This is a genomic window from Burkholderia sp. BC1 (genome assembly GCF_052683555.1).
Window position 1 is genome coordinate 1 of the sequence record NZ_JBQYLP010000018.1, and the last position, 21,649, is coordinate 21,649.

15 protein-coding genes are annotated in these 21,649 nt (G+C 67.6%); 10 read left to right on the forward strand and 5 right to left on the reverse strand.

Annotated elements, in window-relative coordinates; all coding sequences use genetic code 11:
* Positions 1-189: 189 nt before the first annotated feature.
* The 6 genes from ACSHSS_RS11630 (at position 190) to ACSHSS_RS11655 (ending at position 7,044) form a co-directional block, all read left to right on the forward strand.
* Complete coding sequence (locus ACSHSS_RS11630; RefSeq protein WP_006402403.1) at positions 190-930, forward strand: Crp/Fnr family transcriptional regulator; 741 nt, start codon at positions 190-192, stop codon at positions 928-930.
* A gap of 169 nt (positions 931-1,099) precedes the next feature.
* Positions 1,100-1,351: an acyl carrier protein gene (locus ACSHSS_RS11635; protein ID WP_006402404.1), complete on the forward strand. Its 252-nt coding sequence runs from the start codon at positions 1,100-1,102 to the stop codon at positions 1,349-1,351.
* Positions 1,348-2,544 (forward strand): acyl-CoA dehydrogenase family protein, encoded by a 1,197-nt coding sequence (locus ACSHSS_RS11640; protein ID WP_006402405.1) that lies wholly within the window; start codon positions 1,348-1,350, stop codon positions 2,542-2,544. Before ACSHSS_RS11635 ends, ACSHSS_RS11640 begins: the two co-directional genes overlap by 4 nt.
* Entirely contained in the window at positions 2,541-3,518 is a 978-nt protein-coding gene (locus ACSHSS_RS11645; RefSeq protein ID WP_043279916.1) for an amino acid--[acyl-carrier-protein] ligase, read from the forward strand. Before ACSHSS_RS11640 ends, ACSHSS_RS11645 begins: the two co-directional genes overlap by 4 nt.
* On the forward strand, positions 3,515-4,570 hold the full coding sequence (locus ACSHSS_RS11650) for a DUF1839 family protein (protein ID WP_445544976.1): 1,056 nt from the start codon (positions 3,515-3,517) through the stop codon (positions 4,568-4,570). Before ACSHSS_RS11645 ends, ACSHSS_RS11650 begins: the two co-directional genes overlap by 4 nt.
* Positions 4,567-7,044 (forward strand): glycoside hydrolase family 2 protein, encoded by a 2,478-nt coding sequence (locus tag ACSHSS_RS11655; RefSeq protein ID WP_445544977.1) that lies wholly within the window; start codon positions 4,567-4,569, stop codon positions 7,042-7,044. The genes ACSHSS_RS11650 and ACSHSS_RS11655 overlap by 4 nt, the downstream gene beginning before the upstream one ends.
* Positions 7,045-7,156: 112 nt before the next feature.
* On the opposite strand, the gene ACSHSS_RS11660 is transcribed toward ACSHSS_RS11655, so the two are convergent.
* Positions 7,157-8,548 (reverse strand): sigma-54 dependent transcriptional regulator, encoded by a 1,392-nt coding sequence (locus ACSHSS_RS11660; RefSeq protein WP_035487738.1) that lies wholly within the window; start codon positions 8,546-8,548, stop codon positions 7,157-7,159.
* Positions 8,549-9,958: 1,410 nt separating this feature from the next.
* Between ACSHSS_RS11660 and ACSHSS_RS11665 the strand changes: the two genes are divergently transcribed.
* Positions 9,959-10,543, forward strand: coding sequence for a GNAT family N-acetyltransferase (locus ACSHSS_RS11665; protein ID WP_445545013.1), 585 nt, complete (start codon positions 9,959-9,961; stop codon positions 10,541-10,543).
* Positions 10,540-12,147 carry a mannose-1-phosphate guanylyltransferase/mannose-6-phosphate isomerase gene (locus ACSHSS_RS11670; RefSeq protein WP_445544978.1) on the forward strand — a complete coding sequence of 536 codons (1,608 nt, stop codon included), beginning with the start codon at positions 10,540-10,542 and terminating at the stop codon, positions 12,145-12,147. Before ACSHSS_RS11665 ends, ACSHSS_RS11670 begins: the two co-directional genes overlap by 4 nt.
* 155 nt (positions 12,148-12,302) lie before the next feature.
* Here the strand turns inward: ACSHSS_RS11670 and ACSHSS_RS11675 are convergent, their stop codons facing one another.
* Positions 12,303-13,574, reverse strand: coding sequence for a right-handed parallel beta-helix repeat-containing protein (locus tag ACSHSS_RS11675; protein WP_445544979.1), 1,272 nt, complete (start codon positions 13,572-13,574; stop codon positions 12,303-12,305).
* Between the two features lie 557 nt (positions 13,575-14,131).
* Between ACSHSS_RS11675 and ACSHSS_RS11680 the strand changes: the two genes are divergently transcribed.
* Both ACSHSS_RS11680 and ACSHSS_RS11685 read left to right on the forward strand, forming a co-directional pair.
* Positions 14,132-15,289: a glycosyltransferase gene (locus tag ACSHSS_RS11680; protein ID WP_445544980.1), complete on the forward strand. Its 1,158-nt coding sequence runs from the start codon at positions 14,132-14,134 to the stop codon at positions 15,287-15,289.
* Positions 15,290-15,310: 21 nt separating this feature from the next.
* Complete coding sequence (locus tag ACSHSS_RS11685; RefSeq protein ID WP_445544981.1) at positions 15,311-16,390, forward strand: glycosyltransferase family 4 protein; 1,080 nt, start codon at positions 15,311-15,313, stop codon at positions 16,388-16,390.
* 183 nt (positions 16,391-16,573) lie between these two features.
* Here the strand turns inward: ACSHSS_RS11685 and ACSHSS_RS11690 are convergent, their stop codons facing one another.
* The 3 genes from ACSHSS_RS11690 to ACSHSS_RS11700 all read right to left on the reverse strand — a co-directional run bounded on the left by ACSHSS_RS11690 (position 16,574) and on the right by ACSHSS_RS11700 (position 21,294).
* The gene (locus ACSHSS_RS11690; protein WP_006402418.1) at positions 16,574-17,827 is read right to left on the reverse strand and encodes a flippase; all 1,254 of its coding nucleotides are present in this window, start codon (positions 17,825-17,827) and stop codon (positions 16,574-16,576) included.
* A 37-nt stretch (positions 17,828-17,864) separates the two neighbouring features.
* Positions 17,865-19,055 (reverse strand): glycosyltransferase family 4 protein, encoded by a 1,191-nt coding sequence (locus ACSHSS_RS11695; RefSeq protein WP_060042108.1) that lies wholly within the window; start codon positions 19,053-19,055, stop codon positions 17,865-17,867.
* A gap of 412 nt (positions 19,056-19,467) precedes the next feature.
* A complete protein-coding gene (locus tag ACSHSS_RS11700) occupies positions 19,468-21,294 on the reverse strand; it encodes a serine aminopeptidase domain-containing protein (RefSeq protein ID WP_445544982.1) in 1,827 nt (608 codons plus the stop codon).
* Positions 21,295-21,649: the final 355 nt, after the last annotated feature.

Here is a 21,649-nt window from a genome sequence, read left to right on the forward strand (position 1 = left end):
CGGCTACGTCTGCGATGACCGCCGAGCCGAATAAATCAGCGTTTCCCTAGCCTTCGTGCGCTATCCGCCTATCCATTTAAACGAACACGACGTGCTTTGCGCGAGATCCGCCGCGACGTCGTGCGCCCACTTATATCGAGGATGCCCGTGACCCATCTGGCCCGTGATGGCGCCGCTCGCACGAGCGGCATGATCGAACTGTCCCACAGCTTCGACGCAAACCGGTTTCTCGCCGCGCTCGACCGCGACGAACGCGCAGCGCTGATTCCTCAGCTTCAACTGGTCCATCTGAAATCGGGGCAAGTGCTGTGCGAGCCCGGCGCCAGGCTGGCCGCCGTCTACCTGCCCGTCACGACCGCGATCTCGCTGCAGTACGTGTCGTCGGGCGGCATGACGCTCGAGGTCGCCGAGATCGGCAGCGAAAGCATCGTCTGCGACGACGTGATCGGCGGCAGCGGCACGATGCCGTGCCGCGCGGTCGCCTGCCGCGACGGCTTCGTCTACCGGCTCGACCGACAGGCATTCGCCGCGGCGTTCGACGCATCGCCGGTGATTCGTCATCTGGTGTTCGTCAGCGTGCGCCTGCTGATGGCGCAGGTGTCGCAAATCACGTTCTGCAGTCGCCATCACGTGTTGAAACATCAGTTATGCAGATGGTTCATGCTGGCCTATGACCGCTCGCGCAGCATCGAGATTCAGGTCACGCACAGCATGCTCGCGCAGATGCTCGGCGTGCGCCGCGAGACCGTCACCGATGCGGCCGGCGAGATTCAGAAGCTCGGCCTGATCCGGCAATACCGCAGCTCGATCGTGCTCGCCGATCTGCAGGGTCTCGAGAAGATGTCGTGCGGTTGTCGCGCCATCGTGCGCGACGAGATGAAGCGGATCCTCTCGGCCGACAGCGGCGTGCCGGCCGCGGCACGCGTTTGACCGTTGTCATGCGCCGGTACTCGAGCGCACATCGGGCCTGCCGACTGTAGGTTGGCGAACAGAACACGGCGACCCCGGGTGGTCTACTGACGCAGGACTGCCGGGGGGAAGTCAGCGCGCTGCGCCGCTTCTTCCCGTGCGGACGACACCACGCACGCCGGAGTTGCATGTGAAAAACGAAATCAGAGCCATTCTCAAGCAAGTCGCCCACCTCGAAGCCGCAGTCGATTCGATCGGTGACGCAGACGATCTGTACGAAGCGGGCCTGTCGTCGCTCGACACGATTCAGCTGATGCTCGCGCTCGAGCGGCAGTTCAACGTCGAAATTCCCGACGAGCTGCTGAACCGCAATCTGTTCCGCAGCATCGACGCGCTCGCCGAAACGATCGGCGCCCTCCAACGCACCGAGCACTCCGCATGAACGCGATCCTGCCCGAACTCGAAGCGGACGACACCGCGGGCCGGCTCGACGAAGCCGCGCACGCCGTCGCCCGCATCGCCGCGCAGCACGCGGATGCCGTCGATCGCGATGCGCGCTGTCCCGTCGAAGCGATCGAGGCGATGCGCTCGCGCCGCCTGCTGAGCGCGCTCGTACCGACGCGGCTCGGCGGTATCGGCGCCTCGCTCGCGGAGGTCGCATCGGCGTGTACGATCCTCGGCCGCGCCTGTGCATCGTCGGCGATGGTCTTCGCGATGCATCAGATCCAGGTCGCGTGCGTCGTCGATCACGCGGTCGACCACGGGTGGCACAAGCTGTTCCTGCAGCAGCTCGTGCGCCATCAGTGGCTGCTCGCGTCGGCGACGTCGGAAGACGGCGTCGGCGGCAACCTGCGCGCGAGCCAGTGCGCGCTCGAAGCGGACGGCGGCGAATTCCGGCTGCACAAGGCCGCGCCGACGATCTCGTACGGCGAATATGCGGACGGCATTCTGGCCACCGCACGCCGCGACGCCAACGCGCCCGCGTCCGAGCAGGTACTCGTCACGCTGCTGCGCGACGGCTATACGCTCGCGCGCCGCGGCGACTGGGACACGCTCGGCATGCGCGGCACCTGCAGCAACGGCTTCATGCTCGACGCGCACGGCGCGACCGTGCAATGCCTGCCCGTGCCGTTCGCGCAGATCGCCGAACAGACGATGGTGCCCGTGTCGCACATTCTCTGGGCCGCCGTGTGGATCGGCGTCGCCGGCGACGCGTTCAACCGTGCACACCAGTTCTTCCGCGCGCAGGCGCGCCAGAGCGACGGCGCCTCGTCGCCCGCGTCGCGGCGGCTCGCCGAATCGCTCGCGCTGCTGCAGGCGATGCAGGCGCGCGTCGACAACGTGCTGCGCCTGTACGAGAGCGGCGCGCCGCGCTCGTGGTCGGGCGGCATGGCATGGGCCGCCGAGATCAACACGCTGAAGACCTACGTATCGACGACCGCGCTTCAGGTCGCACACGAAGCGATGATGATCTGCGGGATGGCCGGCTACAAGCACGGCACGCCCTTCAGCGTCGGCCGTCATATTCGAGACCTGCATGCGGCGCCGCTGATGATCAACAACGACCGCATTGCCACCAACACTTCGAGCCTGCTGCTCGCGCTGCGTCCCGCGACGCTGGAGAAACACACGTGAACGATCGCCTCTCCGTAGCCCCCGCTGCCCCCTCCGTTCCGGCGGATGCGCCGCTCGACCGCGCGGGCGTGAACCCGCTGCGCGACGAAATGATCGATGCGGGCCTGCTGGTCTCGACCGGCATCCAGGGCCTGTTCGGCCGCAGCGAAGCGTTCGAGCGCGTCGTCGAAGCGCTCGACGCGTACGTCTCGCGCCTCGGTGCGGACCAGCACGCGGAAGTGCTGCGCTTCCCGCCCGCGATGAGCCGCCTCGAGTTCGAGCGCAGCGAATACATGAAGAGCTTTCCGCAGCTTGCGGGCAGCGTGCATTCGTTCGGCGGCAACGAACACCAGCATCAGCGGCTGCTGCAATGCCTCGAGCGCGGCGAGGACTGGACCGAGAACCAGAAGCCGACCTACGTCGTGATGACGCCGGCCGCGTGCTATCCGATCTACCCGGTCGTCGCACGCGCCGGTGCGCTGCCGCCGGACGGCCGGATCTTCGATGTCTTCTCGTACTGCTTCCGTCACGAGCCGTCGCTCGATCCGACGCGCATGCAGCTGTTCCGGATGCGCGAGTACGTGCGGATCGGCACGCCCGAGCAGATTCTCGCGTTCCGCCAGACGTGGATCGAACGCGGCACGCAGATGATCGACTCGCTCGGCCTGCCGAACACGATCGATCTCGCGAACGATCCGTTCTTCGGGCGCGGCGGCAAGATCGTCGCCGACAGCCAGCGCGAGCAGAACCTCAAGTTCGAGCTGCTGATCCCGATCGAACACGACGGCCGGCAGACCGCCTGCCTGAGCTTCAACTACCACATGGACCACTTCGGCCTGCTGTGGAACATCCGCACCGCGACCGACGACGTCGCGCACACCGGCTGCGTCGGCTTCGGGCTCGAACGCCTGACGCTCGCGCTGTTCCGCCACCACGGCTTCGACATCGAGGCATGGCCGGCCGACGTGCGCAACGTACTGTGGGGAACGCCATGACATTCGTATCCCGCGACGGCGAGGATGCGTCGTTCGACGCGGTGCGCCACCGCGCGCGCCACTATCTGCCGCATCCGCTGCATGGTCCGGAGATGGTCTGGAAGCAGACCAACTGCTACGTCGACATGTGGCTCGAGGTGCTCCGGTGGTGGGGCTTGAACCCGTATGCGGCGCTGCCGTTTACGATCGCGCTCGATTTCGAGGGCGACCAGTTCACGTTCTTCAAGTTTCCGCTCGACGAACTCGAACGGCTGTACGGCATCGTCGTGCAGGAGCATTCGATCTACGAGCCGCTCGACCGCCACATCGAGACGCAGGTCGCGCGCGGCCATCTGATGATCGTCGAAGTCGACGCGTGGTTCCTGCCCGATACGCGCGGCATCAGCTATCGCGCGCAGCACACGAAGACGACGATCGGCATCGATGCGATCGACCGCGAGCGCCGCCAGCTCGGCTACTTCCACAACAGCGGCTATTACGTGGCCGACGGCGACGATTACGACGGGCTCGTCGGCGAGGCATCGCCGATGACGCTGCCGCCGTACGTCGAGTGCGCGAAGCGGCGCTTCCCGCCGCTCGACGAGCGCGCGCTGTGCGAAGCATCGCTCGCGCTGCTGCAGCGCCACCTGCGGCGGCTGCCGGTCGTCGATCCGATCGCGGCGTTCCGGTATCAGCTGCGCGACGAAGCGAAGCGTCTTGCCGACGCGCCGATCGAACGCTTTCACGCGTATTCGTTCAACTCGGTCCGGCAGCTCGGCGCGAACTTCGAACTGTTCGGCCATTACGCGCGCTGGCTGCAGGCGAACGGCTGCATCGGTCCGTTCGCCGACATCCGCAGCGCCTGCGAGCGCATCGCATCCGAAGCGATGGTGCTCGAGTTCCGGCTCGCGCGCGCCTGTTCGCGCGGCAAGGAAGAGCGCGGCGACGCGACGCTCGACGCGATCGAAGCCGCGTATCACGATCTGATCGCGTGCGCGCGGCAGATCGCGCCGCCGCTGCTGCATCGCGCACCGATACGCCACGACGCGGCGGCGATGCCGCTCGGCCGATGACGCGGTCCGGCGCCGCGCCCGCGTGGTCGATGCTGACGACCGACGCGGGCGCGGCGGACGAACCGCGCGAATTGCCGACCGAACGAGGCTGGATCGACGCACCGGTGCCCGGTACGGTCGCGCAGGCGCTCGCGCTTGCGGGCCGTACCGACGAGATCGCGTCGCTCGCCGAGCGCGATCACTGGTACCGAACGGAACTGCACGGTCACGGGCCGCGCGTGCTGCGCTTTCACGGCCTCGCGACGCTCGCCGACGCATGGCTCGACGACACGCCGATCCTGCAGTCGCACAGCATGTTCGTCTCGCACGATGTTCCCGTCTCGCTCGACGGCGCGCACCGGCTCACCGTCCGCTTCCGCGCGCTGGCGCCGCATCTGCGCGAGGTGCGCGCGGCGCGGCGTGCACGCTGGCGCACGCGGCTCGCCGAACCGGCCGGCCTGCGCGCGGTGCGCACGTCGCTGTTCGGGCACATGCCCGGCTGGTTTCCGCCCTACGTGCCGACCGGCCCGTGGCGGCCGGTCGACGTGCTCGATCCGGCGCTCGGCCCGGTGATCGTGCATCGCGATCTGCAAGCGCGCGTCGACGGCGAGACCGGCTGGCTCGACGCGGAGCTCGGCTTCGCGTCGCCGCTGCCCGATGACGCCGCCGTGCGGCTCGCCTGCGGCGAGCACGTCGCGACGCTCGAACGCGTCGCGCCCGACCGCGTACGCGGGAGCGTCGCCATACCGAACGTCAGGCGCTGGTGGCCGCATACGCACGGCGAACCCGCGCTGTACGACGTCGAGCTGCATCTCGGCGACGAACGCCGCCCGCTCGGCGCAACCGGTTTTCGTACGATCGAAGTGGACGCCGGCGCGGACGGCAAGGGCTTCGCGTTGCGCGTGAACGGCGTGCCGGTGTTTGCGCGCGGCGCGTGCTGGAGCAGCGCCGCGCCGCTCGCCCTGCATGCGGACGACGCGACCTACCGGCGTCTGCTCGGCTATGCGCGCGACGCCGGCTTCAACATGATCCGCGTCGGCGGCACGATGACTTACGAAGCCGATGCGTTCCATGCGTGGTGCGACCGGCTCGGGCTGCTCGTCTGGCAGGACTTCATGTTCGCGAACTTCGACTATGCGCTCGACGATCCGGCGTTCGCCGAGGCCGTCGATCGCGAAGCCGATCAGTTCCTGCTGCGTCATCGTGCGTCGCCGTCGCTCGCGGTGCTGTGCGGCGGCAGCGAGATCGCGCAGCAGGCCGCGATGTCGGGACTCGGCACGAAACAGCGCTTTCTCGAGCTGACGGCCGAGCGGCTGGCCGCCCACGCGGCCGCGCGGCGGCCGGACGTCGTGTACGTCTCCGACTCGCCGGACGGCGGCGTGCTGCCGTTCGTGCCGCGCGAGCGCGTGTCGCACTACTACGGCGTCGGCGCCTATCTGCGCCCGCTCGAGGACGCGCGCCGCGCCGACGTGCGCTTCGCGAGCGAATGTCTCGCGTTCGCGAACGTGCCGTCCAACGCGATGCTCGACGAGCTCGGCTGGCCGGGCGTGCACGAACCGCGCTGGAAAGCGGCCGTACCGCGCGACCCCGGCACGTCGTGGGATTTCGACGATGTGCGTGACCACTATTTGCGCACGCTCTACGACGTGACGCCCGATCGCCTGCGACGCGAGGATCCGGCACGCTACTTCGAACTGTCGCGCGCGGTGATCGCCGACGTGATGCGCGACACCTATTCCGAATGGCGCCGCAACGGGTCGCGCTGCGCGGGCGCGCTCGTCTGGCAGTTCCAGGACGTGATGCCGGGCGCCGGCTGGGGCGTGATCGACGCCTCGCATCGGCCGAAATCGGCGTGGTACGCGTTGCGCCAGGTGCTGCAGCCGGTGCAGGTGCTGCTCGTCGACGAAGGGCTCAACGGGCTCGACGTGCACGTGCTCAACGAGCGGCCGGCGCCGCTGTCCGCGACCGTCGAGCTGGTCGCGCTGCGCGACGGCCGCACGCCGGTCGCGCGTGCCGGCTGCCCGGTGCGGATCGCCGCGCACGATACGCTGCGGCTCGGCTCGGCCGAATTGCTCGGCCGGTTCTTCGACTGGACCTACGCGTACCGCTTCGGCCCGTGCGAGCACGACACCGCGGTCGCGACGCTGCGCGCGGACGACGGCACGCTGCTGTCGCAAGCGTTCTACTTCCCGTCGCGCACGCATCCGGTCGTGTTCGCGCGTCGCGAGCTCGGCCTCGAGGCCTGCGTGTCGCGCAGCGGCGACGTCTGGCATGTCGACATCGACACGCGCCACGTCGCGCGCCACGTGCAGATCGACGCGCCCGGCTTCGTGCCGCGCGACGACTGGTTCCATCTCGCGCCCGACACGCCGGCGCGCGTCGCGCTCATTCCGCTCGAGGGCGATCCGGCACGTGCGGCGGCCGATGCGGCGCCGGTTGTCGAGATCCGTGCGATGAATGCCGCGCGCACCGTGCGCGCCACGCAGGCGGGCTGACGCACGCGCAGCGGCGCGGCGGCACACCGGCATACCGGTGCACCGCTGCGCCGTGCGAATCGAATCGGTTCGATGAAGGTCCGCGGCGCAAGCCGCGGCCCGAGGTGGTCGGTCAGTCGGACGATCCGGTACCGCGCGGCCGCTCGATACCGTAGGCTTCCATCCACCGATACAGCGTCGCGCGCGATACGCCGAGTTCGCGCGCGGATGCCGCGACGCGGCCGCGCGTGCGCAGCAGCGCGGTTTCGATCGCCTCGCGCTCGATCGACTTGCGCATGTCGGCGACCGACGGCGATGCGGCGTCAAGGCAGTATTCGAGCTCGAGATCGCGCGCGGTGATCAGCCGCCCTTCGGTCATCACGACCGCGCGCCGCACGCGATTGATCAGCTCGCGAACGTTGCCGGGCCAGTCGTGCTTGTACAGCGCCGTGATGGCATCGGTCGAGAAGCCGCGCACGCGATGACGCGCATCGCCGCGGAAACGTTCGAGCATGTGATGCGCGAGCAGCTCGATGTCCTTGCCGCGCGCCCGCAGCGGCGGCTGGTCGATCCGCATCACGCAGAGCCGGTGGAACAAGTCTGCGCGGAAGCGCCCTTCTTCCATCGCGTCGCGCAGATCGACGTGCGTGGCCGACACGATCCGCACGTCGACGGGCACCGGATCGCTGCCGCCGAGCCGGTGAATCGCGCGCTCCTGCAGGAATCGCAGCAGGCTCGCCTGACTCTCGTGCGGCAGATCGCCGATTTCGTCGAGCAGCAGCGTGCCGCCGTTCGCGGCTTCGACGTAGCCGATCTTGCGCGCGTTCGCGCCGGTAAACGCACCGCGCTCGTAGCCGAACAGTTCCGACTGCAGCAGATGCGGCGGAATCGCGCCGCAGTTGACCGCGACGAACGGGCCGTTGCGGCGTTCCGAATGACGGTGAATCGCGACGGCCGTCAGCTCCTTGCCCGTTCCCGTTTCGCCGAACACGAACACCGGTGCGTCGGTGCGCGCGAAACGCCGCACGGTATCGAACAGCCGCAGCATCGCGCTGCAGGTGCCGACGATGCCGTGCTCGTCGGATTCGAGCCGTTCGCGATCGCGCGCGAACAGGCATTCCATCCCGTACGCGTGGCCGACCGTATCGGCGATGCGCTGATGCGAGGCCGGCAGCGTGACGTAGTCGAAACAATAGTCGCGCAATAACGCACGAACGTTCGGCGAGGCCGTCTGCCCGGCGTCGACGAGCGCGACCCACACGACGTCGCGCATCGAGGCACAGGTCGATGCGATGCTGCCGATCGCGTCGGCATGGCCGCCGCTGAGATCGAGGATGCCGCAGGTGATCTCGCCGGCGGTGTCGCGCAGCTCGTTTGCATGCGTGACGATCGAGACCTTCCAGTCGCGGCGCGCCAGTTCCTTGCGCAGCATGACGGATGGCGCTTGCGTCCAGTAGATCAGCGGGCGCTGCCCCGCGTCCCTCTCCCCGCCGGCGTTCTTATCGCGCGTTATTGGCATATTCATAACAAACCGTCACTTTCTCCACTCCCGGAACCGTTCGCGTGCGTTGCGGCGGGCGCATGAGCGCCTGTCCGCGCTGCGTTTCCGCAGCTTTGGCGAAGATCGAAACCACGCACGGCGAGAGCCCCCGGAGGTCGAGCCGGATGTTTCCCGGTCCCGTTATCGTACTCGAAGGGAACGCGTGACCTCTTGCGTCACGATGTTCCGGCTTTGATGCGACGTGCCGCCAGGCAAGCACGTCGGCAAACGGGATCTCCGTCCGCATTTGCGTCGCGTCGTACACGACAGCCGCGCCCGATGCTGAACCGGACGGCAACCAACCCGCTTTCGGGATGGCCGCCCCCTTTCGTTCGCTCCTGAATTTACACCCCGTTCCAAGATGGTCTTGTTACCAAACGCTAAACATCGAATCATTCGATTACGCCGCCGCACCCCCCGCCAAAACGGCCCTTTAGCGACTGAGATTTGATTATCTATGACCATTCGCGTCAATCGGTGGCAAATACTACTTTTCCCCACGACCGGCGTCGCGGATTGCCGACGATTGTTGTCGGAATCGCGCCGCCGTTGCGCCAGCCGTTCGTATCGTCGAACAATCGTGCCGGCGTCGGGCCGCTGCTCCCGCCCGACGCGCGCCGTGCACGGGCCGTGCCGTTACAACGTCGTAACGTCCGCGGCTCGCCGGGAACGCAACTCGCTGTGCGCGGCCCCGTGCGTCGCACCGCACCACCCGCCGTGTACGCACGGAACCGAATCGATTCCCATTCACACCCGTCGCGGGCGCCGCCGACCTGCGCGCCGGCCCGCCGGCCGCCGCCTGCACGTCGGCCATCGCGGCGAGCGACGCCGCGCGTCGTTGCGATGTGCCGGGCGCGGGCGGACGGCGCCGCGGCGCGTCCGGAGCATGCGCGACTATAGCTGCGTTCGGCGTGTTGTGCTCAGGCGGCGACGGTCGCGCCGCGACGGCGGGATACGCACGCCGGCGATCGACGTCGCCGACGCGCGCGGTGCGTTCGATGAAGCGTGCGGCGCGCAGCGCGATCGGCTGCGCCATGCAGTCGGTCTCACTCGCCGGTGCACGGACGGCATCGGCGTGCGCGCCCGGTTCACGCTGAACGATCGCAATCATCAAGGACTTCCCCGGTATGTGGAATTCGTATTGGAAATCGACGGCTCGCGTCTTCGGCAAGCGCGTCTGAATGCGTTCATTATCGAAAAGCGTCGGTACGGCCGATGTGTGCTATCGCACACAGCATCGCGCCGACGTTGCGTCGGCAAGCGTGCGCAACGCCTGCGTCAGTATGCTTTCGAACAGACCTCGCGACATTGCATGCGCATCATCAGTATCGTCGCGCCGCAACGGACGCACGTTCGTGCCGCGACATGCGCAAGGCATCACGCGAGGACTGCATCATGGAATGGCATTGTTGTGAATTCGAACACCTGGGCGCCGTCGATCTCTATGCGATCCTGCGCGCGCGCAACGCCGTGCTCGTCGTCGAGGACGCGCACACGCATCTCGACATCGACGGCAAGGACACGGCCGCGCTGCACGTCTATGCACGCGTGCCGGCGCAGGACGGCGTCGAAGTCGCCGCCTACGCGCGCATCCTGCCCGGCGACGACATCGATCCCGACGTCGTGATCGAGAAGGTACTGACGAGCGAAGCATGCCGCGACGACGACACGCTCGAGCGGCTCGTCGAGCGCGCGCTCGCGGCCGCGCACGTCGCGTGGCCCGACACCGCGATCCGCATCCACGTGCCGGCGGCACGCCAGGCGTTCTACAAACGCTTCGGCTTTCGCAAGGCATACGGCCCGTATCTCGAACAGGGCGCGCCGTTCATCGGCATGGTGCGGCCGGCCGATCGCACCTCGGGCGCGCTGCGCACGCTGCTGTCGCGCGTCGTGTCGGCAGCCACGCCGGGCGACGACGATGCGCGTGCGGGCAGCCGCGCGCCGCAACGCCTGCCGGCCGACACGGGAGCCAATCGATGACGCGCACGCTCCGCCCGGTGCCGCAGCCCGATCTGCCGCGCATTCTTCCCGTGATTCTCGCCGGCGGTTCGGGCACGCGGCTCTGGCCGCTGTCGCGCGAACAGCATCCGAAGCAGCTGATCGAGCTGGTCTCGGACGAGTCGCCGCTGTCGGCTACCGCGCGCCGGTTGAACGGGATCGCCAACGCATCGCTCGACGATCGACTGCTGCTCGTCTGCGGCGAGCAGCATCGCTTCATGAGCGCCGCGCAAGTCGTCGGCCGCGGCGCGGGCACCGCGCGCATCCTGCTCGAGCCGAGCGCGCGCAATACTGCGCCGGCACTGACGCTCGCCGCGCTCGACGCGTGCGCGGACGCGGACGATCCGGTGCTGGCCGTGATGCCGGCCGATCATGTGATCGTCGACGTCGCCGCATTTCAGGACGCAGTCGGCCGCGCCGCGCGCTACGCGCAGGACGGCGCGATCGTCACGCTCGGCGTGCTGCCGCGCCGCGCCGAAACCGGCTACGGCTACATCCAGGTCGGCGAGCCGCGCGCGGGCCGCCTCGGCGGTCAGGGCGGCTATGCGATCGGACGCTTCGTCGAGAAGCCCGATGCGACGCTCGCCGAACGCTATCTGCAATCGGGCGACTACTGGTGGAACAGCGGCATCTTCGTCACGCGCGCGTCGGTCTGGCTGAAGGCGATCGAGGCGCTCGCACCGGAGATCCATGCGGCGTGCGAAGCCGCGTGGCGCGCCGGCGTCGCCGACGATCCGTTCTTTCGCATCGATGCGGCAGCGTTCGACGCGTGTCCATCCGACTCGATCGACTACGCGGTGATGGAGCGTCTCGCGGACAGCCCCACGCTCGGCATCGACGGCATCGTCGTGCCGCTCGCGGCCGGCTGGTCCGACGTCGGCACCTGGGACGCGATCTGGGAAATCATGCCGAAGGACGCGCACGGCAACGTCGCGCGCGGCACGGTCGTATTCGAGGATACGCACGACAGTCTCGTGCGTTCCGAAGGGCGCCTCGTCGCGTGCGTCGGGATGAAGGACGTCGTCGTGATCGAAACGCCGGATGCGGTGCTCGTCGCGAACAAGCACGACGGGCAGCGCGTGAAGAACATCGTCGCGCGGCTGAAGATGGATCGTCGCCCGCAAGTGAGCGAACACCGCAAGGTGCAGCGGCCGTGGGGGCATTACGATTCGATCGATCTCGGCGAGCGCTTCCAGGTGAAGCGGATCGTCGTCGAGCCCGGCAAGCAGTTGTCGCTGCAGATGCACTATCACCGCGCCGAGCACTGGATCGTCGTGCGCGGCACCGCGCGCGTCACGCGCGGCAGCGATACGTTCCTGCTCAGCGAGAACGAATCGACGTATATCGCGGTCGGCGAGGTTCACCGGCTCGAGAATCCCGGGCGCATCCCGCTCGAGATCATCGAGGTGCAGTCGGGCGACTATCTCGGCGAGGACGACATCGTGCGCTTCGACGATCAGTACGGACGCGCGGTCGTCGACGCCGGCGCGCCGCGCCGGCCGGCCTCGATCATGTCGCCCGAACCTGCCGAGCGGGCCGAGCCGGCACCGGCCGAGGCAACGACGGAGCGCGACATCGTTCGATAAGTCGCGCGATCCGCGGCGGCGCATGCGCAGAGATTGCGCGCCGCCGCCCGGCCATGCCTGGCACCCAGTCGCCCGCGCGTTGCATTCGAACGCCGGCCGTCGCGGCCCGCGATGCGCGATCGACCGATCGCTCGGCCGAGCATCGCGCATCGCGATCAGCGCGTCTGCCGAAGCGCTTCGCGCACGCGCGGCAGCGACGCCGGATCGGCCCCCACTGCATCGGCCGCGGCCGACATTGCCTGAGTCGCACCGCCGCATAGCGTGCCGATCATCGCGGATGCCGCCGATACGCCGGGCACCGACCGGGCCGCGCAACCGTTCGACGAACCGACCCGCACCGGTTGCGCGCCGATCCCAGCGAGCTGATTGTCCGCGAGCCGTACGTCGGACACGTTGCCCCACAGACGAATGGCGTCGAACCGCGTATTCGACACACGATTGCCGATCACCGTCACGCGCGAGATCTTGCCGGACCACGTGCTGACTTCGATCGCCCCCTGCTGCGTGACCGGGCGCGGATCGGTGCGGTCGGCTTTCGTCTGAATGTCCGAGATCACGTTGTTCTCGATGCGCACGTTCGATGCGCCATACGTGTGCCAGCTGTCTTCCTGCCCGACGAGAATCCCCGAACTGACCTGGACGTTGCGCACGACGTTGTTCGCGATCGTCACGTCGGCGCCGCCGACGACCGTGATGCCGCGGCCCCACGCATTGCCTTCCAGCGAGTTGCCGGTAATCAGCACGTTGCGGCTCAGCGCGCCGTCCTGCTGATAGCTCACGACCGCGATCATGTCGTCGCCGGTGTCGCCGACGACGTTGCGCTGAACCAGCACGTCGCGCGCGCCGTGCGTGATGTGGATGCCGTCCGCGAGCGTCGCGCGCACTTCGTTGCCGACGATCGCGACGGCGCTGCCGCCGAACACGAAGATGCCCGCACTCGCGCCGCCGTCGATCACGTTGCCGAGCACCTGCACGTCGTGGCCCGTCACCTGGATCTTCGTCGACTCGCGCGATCCGAGACGCGTCGTTCCGGTCCCCTTGAACCGGAATCCGACGAGCGCCGTACCGTCGCCGCGCAATTCGAGCGTCTGGTCGTTCGGCGAGGTCGCGACGAGCGTCGCACCGTTGCCCTGCAGCACGACGTGCGGCTGTCGCACGGTGAGCGAGCGGCCGACGACATAGCGGCCCGGCGCGAACACCAGTCGCTGGCCCGGCCGCAGCATGTCGAACGCGCGTTGCAGTTCGGCCGCCTGGTCCGATCCGTCGGCGGCCGGGCGAACGTGCGCGTCCGGCACGTTCGGGCGAACGTCGGCCGCTGCCGACGTGCCGGTCGCCGCGATCGCGTACCGCGGCCACGATAGTCCGCCGGTCACCAGCATGCCGACGATGGCGGTGTAGCTGACGAGCAGCCGTTGTGAGCGATGCATATCGAATCCTTTTCCGTCATGCGTGCGCGGCGAATCGTCGACGCGGCGCGCGATACGTGCGATACGTGCGATACGTGCAATTGAATCATTCGAAACCGGCGCCTCTCGGTGCGTTGCCGGACCGACCGGTTGGCCGATCGCATGCGCTTCGCATCGCGACGGCGCCGCTTGTCGCCGGCAATCGTTCGCGCGCGTTCGCAATTCGACCAAATAACGAATCATCGTTCAATAAACGTCGTCATGCGCGGACTTTCTGCGCCGAATCGCCTGATCGGTAAGCCATCGCACCCAGCGCGACAAATGGGCGGCACACAATGATCCGGACCTCAGGATTCGCGCGTCTCGCACGGAAACCGAACCGCACGCACAGGCCGCGACACCGAAAACCGGAGCACGGATGCGATGAACACGACGGACATGCATCGGTAAATCAGGAATACGTAATTCGTTCAACGACGCGTTGCGAGACGTGCGGCTCGATGTCGATTTGACGATTCACCGGCCGCTGCCGTCACCGTGCGTGACACAGCGAACGATCGAATCGATAGACCCCGAAGATGACTCAAGAAAAGATCGTTCACATTGCCGAAGCGTTCGGTGGCGGCGTGCTGTCGATGCTGACCCAGCTTGCCAACCATGCGGCTGCGGCCGGTATCGACGTGACCGTGCTGCACGCGATCCGTGCGGAAACGCCGTCCGACTTTCCGTCGTTGTTCAGGCCCGACGTGAAGCTCGTCTACGTCGACATGGCGCGCGAGGTCGACGTCAAGCACGACCTGCGCAGCTTGCGCGCGCTCGTTGCGCACTTGCGCCGCTACGACCCGAAGGTCATTCATCTGCATTCGTCGAAGGCCGGCGTGCTCGGCCGCGTCGCCGCGCGCATCGCGACGCCGCATGCGGCCGTGTTCTATTCGCCGCACGGGCTGTCGTATCTGCGCCGCGACGTGTCGCGCATGAAGCAGTACGCGTATCTCGGCTTCGAGCAGATCGCCGCGCGCATCGGCGGCACCGTCGTCGCGTGCTCGGCCAGCGAGCTGGGCGAGATCAAGCAGCGCGTGCGCGCGCGTTCGGCCGTGCTCGTCGAAAACGGCGTCGACGTGTCCGCGATCCCGCAGCGCCGACCGCGCGACGACGGCAAGATCGTCGTCGGAATGAGCGGCCGTGCGTCGTTCCAGAAGAATCACGAAGCGTTCGCGCGGCTCGCGCAGAAGCTGCAGCACGCCGACGTCGAGTTTCTGTGGATCGGCGGCAATGCCGCCGAAATTCCCGATCCCGCTGAACGCCGCGCCGTCGTCTGCAGCGGCTGGGTGACGCGCGCGCGGGCGCTGGATCTCACGTCCGGCATGAGCATCTACGTGCAGACGTCGCGCTGGGAAGGCATGCCGGTCGCGCTGATCGAAGCGCAGATCGCCGGCATACCGGCCGTCGTGACCGACGTGATCGGCAATCGCGACGTCGTCATCCACGGCGTGACCGGTTACGTCGCGTCGAGCGAAGACGACATGGCAGCGTATGTCGCGAAGCTGCGCGACGATCGTCAGCTTCGCGAGCAAATGGGCACCGCGGCACGCACGCTTGCGATGCAGCGTTTTTCGATGAGCGAGATATTCCGGCAATGGCATGCGCTCTACGGCCTGGACACGGACAAGACCGACGGCGTGCGCGTCGATACGCGCGGTTTCGAGCCCGTTGCGGCCGATCATGTCAAAGCCTGATATCGAACGACGACAAGCGACATGAGCACTTTGAAGACTCCGAAACCCCTCGTCTATAACGGCCGCTTCACGACGCAGAAGACGACCGGCGTGCAGCGCGTCGCACGCGAACTGATCGCGGCGCTGATCGACATTCATCCGCGCGACCCGGTCACCGTACTCGTGCCGCCGCAACCGAGCGACGCCGTCAGCGGCGCGAACACGGTGAGGATCGGCTTCGGCAAGGGTGTCGTGTGGGAGCAGCTCGTTCTTCCGCTGTTCGCGCGCCGCGGCCGCATCGTCAATCTCAGCAACTCGGCGTCGATCTTTCTCGGCAACCAGGTCATTTACATGCACGACGCGGCCGTGTTCGACACGCCGGCGCATTTTTCCCGTGCGTTTCGCGTCTGGTATCGGATCATGTTCTGGATCCTCGCGCGTACGTCCGCCTGCGTGCTGACCAACTCGTATTTCTCGCGCGACCGGCTCGCGCATCACTGCCGCGTGTCGGCCGACAAGATCCGCGTCGTGCCGCTCGGCGCCGACCATCTCGATGCCGTGCAGCCCGACACGAGCGTGCTCGAGCGCCATGCGATCAAGCCGGGCCGCTTCGTGCTCGCGGTCAGCAGCATGAATCCGACGAAGAACTTCGGCCGTCTGATCGCGGCATTCCGACAGCTCGCCGATCCGTCGGTCGATCTCGTGATCGTCGGGATGCAGAACAAGACGGTGTTCGGCAAGCAGGATCACGTGACGGCCGACGAACCGAACATCAAGTACGTCGGCTACATCAGCGACGCGCAATTGAAGGCGCTCTATCAGAACGCGGCCTGCTTCCTCTATCCGTCCATCTACGAAGGGTTCGGCATCCCGCCGCTCGAGGCGATGCGCTACGGCTGCCCGGTCGTCGTCGGGAACTCGGCAGCACTGCCGGAAGTCTGCGCCGACGCCGCGCTGTACTGCGATCCGTATTCGGAGGGCGACATCGCGGCGAAGCTGCGCAGCCTGCTCGACTCGGCGCAGCTTCGGGACGAGTTCAAACGCCGCGGTATCGCGCATGCGGAAAAATATCGCTGGAGCCGTAGCGCCGAAATGATGAAGGCCATATTCGAGCGGCTGTAGGACGCGCGCCGCCGCCCTTTCCTGCTCGCCACTCGCTGTCGTCGCGCGCGGATCGACAGGATCCGCGCGCGTGCCATATCGGCGTTGCGTCCGCTTGCAGAAGCCTCACACGCAACACCGAAGACATCGACTCGCATGCCCCCGGATTCGTCGATCGGAACGACGGCCGATCGGCGAATCGCGTTACCGCGAGCGCGCCGGCATATCGATCAGACCGACCCGTTCGCGGTACAGCACATACACGAGCGCCCCCACCACGGCCGTCTCGACCAGCAGCACGGCGATGGCCGCCCCGCGTTCCGCGAACAGCGCCGCGAGCGGCGGCAGGATCGTCACGTTCAGCAGCCCCGACGAGATCAGGATCGTGCTGAATGCGCGCTTCATCCCGAGCGGCAGCATCGTCTGAACGCCGAACAGGTCGGTCATGCAGGCCATGAACGGCACCAGCGCGAGACAGCGCAGCACCGCGACGGTCGGCTCGAACGAGGCGCCATAAAGAATCCGGACCGCCATCGGCGCGAATGCGTAGATCGTCGCCGACATCGCGAGCACGAGCACGCCCTGCCAGACGATCAGCTTGCGCAGGAACGCGAACGCCTCGTCGCGCGCGTGATGCATCAGGTTCGTGATGTGCGGATAGGTCGTCGCCCGCAGCGGCTGCAGCATGCCGACGGCCGCGCGGATCAGCTTGTCGCCGGCGGCAAAGTAGCCTGCCGCGACGTTGCCGGCCACCATGCTCAGCAGCACGGTGTTGGTCGACGCGTAGAACGAAATCGACGTCGATGCGAGAAAGACCTGCGTGCCGCCTTTCACGGCGGTGACGATGTCGGCGAGCCGCACGCGCACGCGCGCGACCTCGCGGCAGACGAACAGATAGGCGAGCAGCGTCACGCCACAGAGCAGCGGCACGGCCGCGTTGATCGCGATCGCGGGGAGAATGTCGTCCGGCGTGTGGACCCAGAGAAAGAACGCGACGACGCTCAGCGCGCGATACACGACGACCGTCATGCTGTAGACGCTGAGCTTCTGGATCCCCTGAAAATACCAGCCCGGCGTGAGCGCGGCGCCCACGGCCATCCCGAACCCGATCAGCAGCGGCGTGCGCTCCGCCGCGAAGTGCGGAATCGCCAGCGTCAGCGCGACCAGCACGCCGAGCCCCGCGATCGCGATCAGCCACTGCGCGGTGACGGTCGTCCAGAAGATTCGCGAACGCTCGAGCTTGTCGCGCGCGAGCGCGACGCGCGGCGTGGCCGTCAGGTCGAAGCTGTAGTTGACCAGATTGATGAAGTACGTCGTCACCGCAAGCACGAACGACAGCCGTCCATACTGCTGCGGGCCGAGCGCGCGCGTAAGCAGCGGCAGCGTGACGAGCGGCACGACATACGTCGAGATTTGCAACGCGAACAGCATCGCGAAATTTTTGCGAATGGCGGTCATCGTGCCTTCTGGGCTGAGAGTGAACGTGCGCCGACTGTCAATGGGCGTGCGGATGCGGCGCCGACGCATCGATGCCGAGTACCGCGTACAGCGACGAGGCGTAGCAGTCGATCGAGTAGCGCGACCAATCGTAACGGCGATTCGCGTCGCCGAGGTGTGCGCGCAGCGCCTCGATCGCGCGCGAAAAATCGTCCGGCGTGTTCCGGTAGAGGATCTTGTTGCCGATCTCGTTGCCGAACGTCGACAGGCTCCCGATGTCGTGGACCAGCACCGGCAGGCCGAGCATCGCCGCTTCGACGATCACGAGCGGCGCATTTTCCACCCAGATCGACGGCAGCACGAGCGCGTCGTGCTGCGGCAGCGCGGCGAACAGCGCCGCATGGTCGAGCCGGCCCGCGAAGCGCAGCCGGCCCGCTTCGACGAGGCTCGCATAGCGCGTTTCGAGCGCATCGCGCTCGGACCCGTCGCCGTAAATCGTGAACGATGCGATCGCCTCGCCTGCCGGCCCGGCCATCAGCGCGAGAAACTCCGCGAGCCCTTTGTCCGGATGCATGCGGCCGACGAAGGCGAGATCGAGCCGCTCGCCCTGCGCGGGCTTCGGCGCACGCGGCATCAGCGTCGTATCGATCGGATTCGACAGCAGCGTGGTGCGCGTGCGCGCGAAGCGCGCGATCAGGTCGCGCATGAACGGGCTCGGGCACAGAATTTCGTCGAACAGGCCGAGCGGATCGAAAAGCGCATTGACGACGTGCCAATGCACCTTCTTCACGACGTCGTGCACGATCCCGTGCGGGCTGGCAACCGACACGAAGCGCCGGTGTCCGCGCAACCGGTCGAGCGACAACGGCTGCGCGCGCCCGCCCGAATAGACCTGCAGGCTCGGATTGTAAAAGACGAGGTGATAATCGTGCGCGGTCAGATACAGACCGCATCCCGAGCGTCGCTTGTAGCGCGCGAGTACCGGCAGGATCGCGCACGACAGCAGGTTGTGATAGTTGTGGACGAGAATCCGCTGCGGCCGGAAACGCTCCAGCAGCGCGACCAGCGCACGCGCGGCCGCCGGCGACCATGCACGTGTGCTGCGCTTGTTCTCGACGCCGCGCAGCGCCTCTTCGTCGAAGGTTTCGACGACGACGTCGTTGCGCGCGCGCAGCACATCGACCGACACGCGGTAGACCTCCTCCGCGCCGCCCTTGCGGACGAAGTCGTTGATGACCAGCACGCGCATCACGACGGACCTCGATCCGTGATGTAGCGGACCGTCGACATATCGACGCCGCATCCGGACGTGGCCGCGATCCTCGCGCGGCCGCGCTGCGCGCCGCTGTCGCGCGACGCGCCGCGGACGATGCCGCGCGCCGCCTGTCGGCAATCAAGTAGGCTCAATCTTTGCATGGCGTGCAATTTCGTTTCGTCGACCTTCGGAACGGCGTCGCCACACCGCGCCGCTTCCACGAAGCGGCCGGTCCCCGACGACACTGCGACGATAAGGCGTCCGGCACGGCGAAACTGTACGCACGGTCACTTAGGCCGGCATTCGCAAAGCGCGGCCGACGCGGCGGCATGGGTGCCGCCGCGTCCCGCCCGGACGGCGGCAGCGGCCGCGAAACGGACGCTCCGCCCCCGACAACGATTGCGCGTCAATGCGTCGATTCGGTGCGATGCTTGCGCAAATGCCACGACATCGTGCGTCTTGCCTTCGGCAGCGGCGCCGTACGCTCTGCCGGCGCCCACCAGCATGCGAGCAGCTCCGCACAGCGCTCGATGACGTATTGCGCGGCGCGTTCGCCGTGCAAGGAATGATCGACCGTTTCCTGCACGTCGGCCGACACGTTCGGCAAGTGCGCGAACGCACGCGAGACGGGCCCGAAATGGCGCACGACCGCATCGACGCCGGGATCGTAGGTGCCGTAGATCAGATGGGTGCGGATGCCGCGCGCCGACATGTCGCGCAGCAATCCGCGCGGCGTATCCTTGCCTGGGCCGCGCCCGAGCCGCTCGGCCACGCGCATCAAGGGCACCGACATCGCATCGGCGGAGAAACGCCATAGCGCGCGCAGCACCGGGCGCAGATCGCGACGTCGCGCGAACAGCCGTCGCCACTTGCCGGCGCTGCGGACCGACGCGAAATAGCCGCGCATCGAGTTCGTCTGATTCTTGACGGCATTCTCGAGCGTCTGGCCGCGCGGCCACACGAATACGGGAAGATTGACCGCGATCGCGCCGGCGAGCTGCCCGGTCGCCGCGGCATGCAGCGACGTATAGGCACCCGAGCAGATCCCGAATGCGACGATCTTGTGGTGGCCCTCGGCCTTCAACCAGTTGGCCGCGTTCAGCACGTCGTCGATCAACTGGTCCGAATACGGGATGTCGGACTGAACGTCGCGCGCACGCTCGCTGCTGTCGCCGGTGCCGGTCGAATCGAACCGCAGCGTGCAAATGCCGCGCGCGGCCAGCGCTCGCGCGAGCCGCACGGCGAGCCGCCCGTCCGCGGTGCGCGGGTTCGCGGCCGTATTGGTGATCAGCAGCGTCGGCGCGGCCGCGCGCATCGTCTGCTCGTCGGGCTCGCACAGCACGCCGACCAGGTTGTCGGGGCCGATGCGGATCACGCGCTCGACACTGCCCTCTCCTCTGAGCACGACGTCCGCGTCGGGCCACTTCGGCGATACGCGACCGATTGCGTCGGCGCCGGCGCCGGCCTCAACGTCGATCCAGTCCGCGACCGTATCGAACAACCCGGCCGGGAATCGCGACCACAACGGCTCGCGCATCGCGACGGGCCAGTCCGCACACGGCTGGACTTGCGCGGCGACGCCGCGCGCCTGCAACGCGCCCGCGAGCATCGCGGAGTCGCCGTACGGCGCGTCGACGAGCAGCGCGCGCGCCGGGAGCGCGCCCAATTCGCCGACCGCCTTCGACAGATCGAGATGCCGCAGCGTCGCGACGAGATCGTCGGGATAGGCATGTCCGAGGACATTCATCGGCTTCTCGTCGCGCATCGTGTTGCGCACGACGGGCGGCATGTTTTCGAGCCAGTGCTGCGCGACGGCCGACAGCTCGCGCAGATAGCCGCGCCCGCGCACGACGGGCGCAAGCGCGACGAACCGCGTGACCTCGGGCATCGCGTCCGCCGCGAGCAGCGCGACGGCGGCGCCCGCGCGCACGCCGACGAGCGCCACGCTGTCGACCGCGACGCGTTCGCGCAGCGCCTGCACCGCGCGCCGCGTGCTGTCGATCATCTCGGCGAAGCGCCCCTCGTCGCGTTCGTCGCCGAGCGAATCGCCGCTCGCCCGATAGTGAAAGCGCAGCACGGGAAAGCCGCGATCGGAAAGATGCTCGGCGAGCGAGCGGACGAGCTTGTGAAGCCACAGGGCTTCGTGCCCCAACGGCTCGCAAATCACGATGCCGTGCGTGCGCGTGCCTTCGTGCAACCAGCCGATGCATCCATCAAACTGGATCGGTGTCATGTTTGGTTCCTTGCGCTAACAATTCGGGTTTTGGGAGCGGCCAACGCGCCGCCGGCTCGATCAACCCCTTTGTAGTTTCACTTACTGCGAGCTTACTGCGAGATTACTGCCCATCGATGCTCAATCATCCATGCAGGCCGCGGATCCTTGTGTGGTCGCGATTACCGAGCTCGACGGTGCGTCGTCGCGCGACTCGACCGGCCCGGCGATGCGCGCCGCGCAAGGCGGCCCCTCTTGTTTGCGTAACGGCGTGGGGCGTCCACCGGCCGACGCTGCGGCATCCAACCCGCCGCGCCGGGATACACGGCGCCGGCGCAGGACGCGCGACTGGCACCGGTCGCACGCCCGCCGCCGA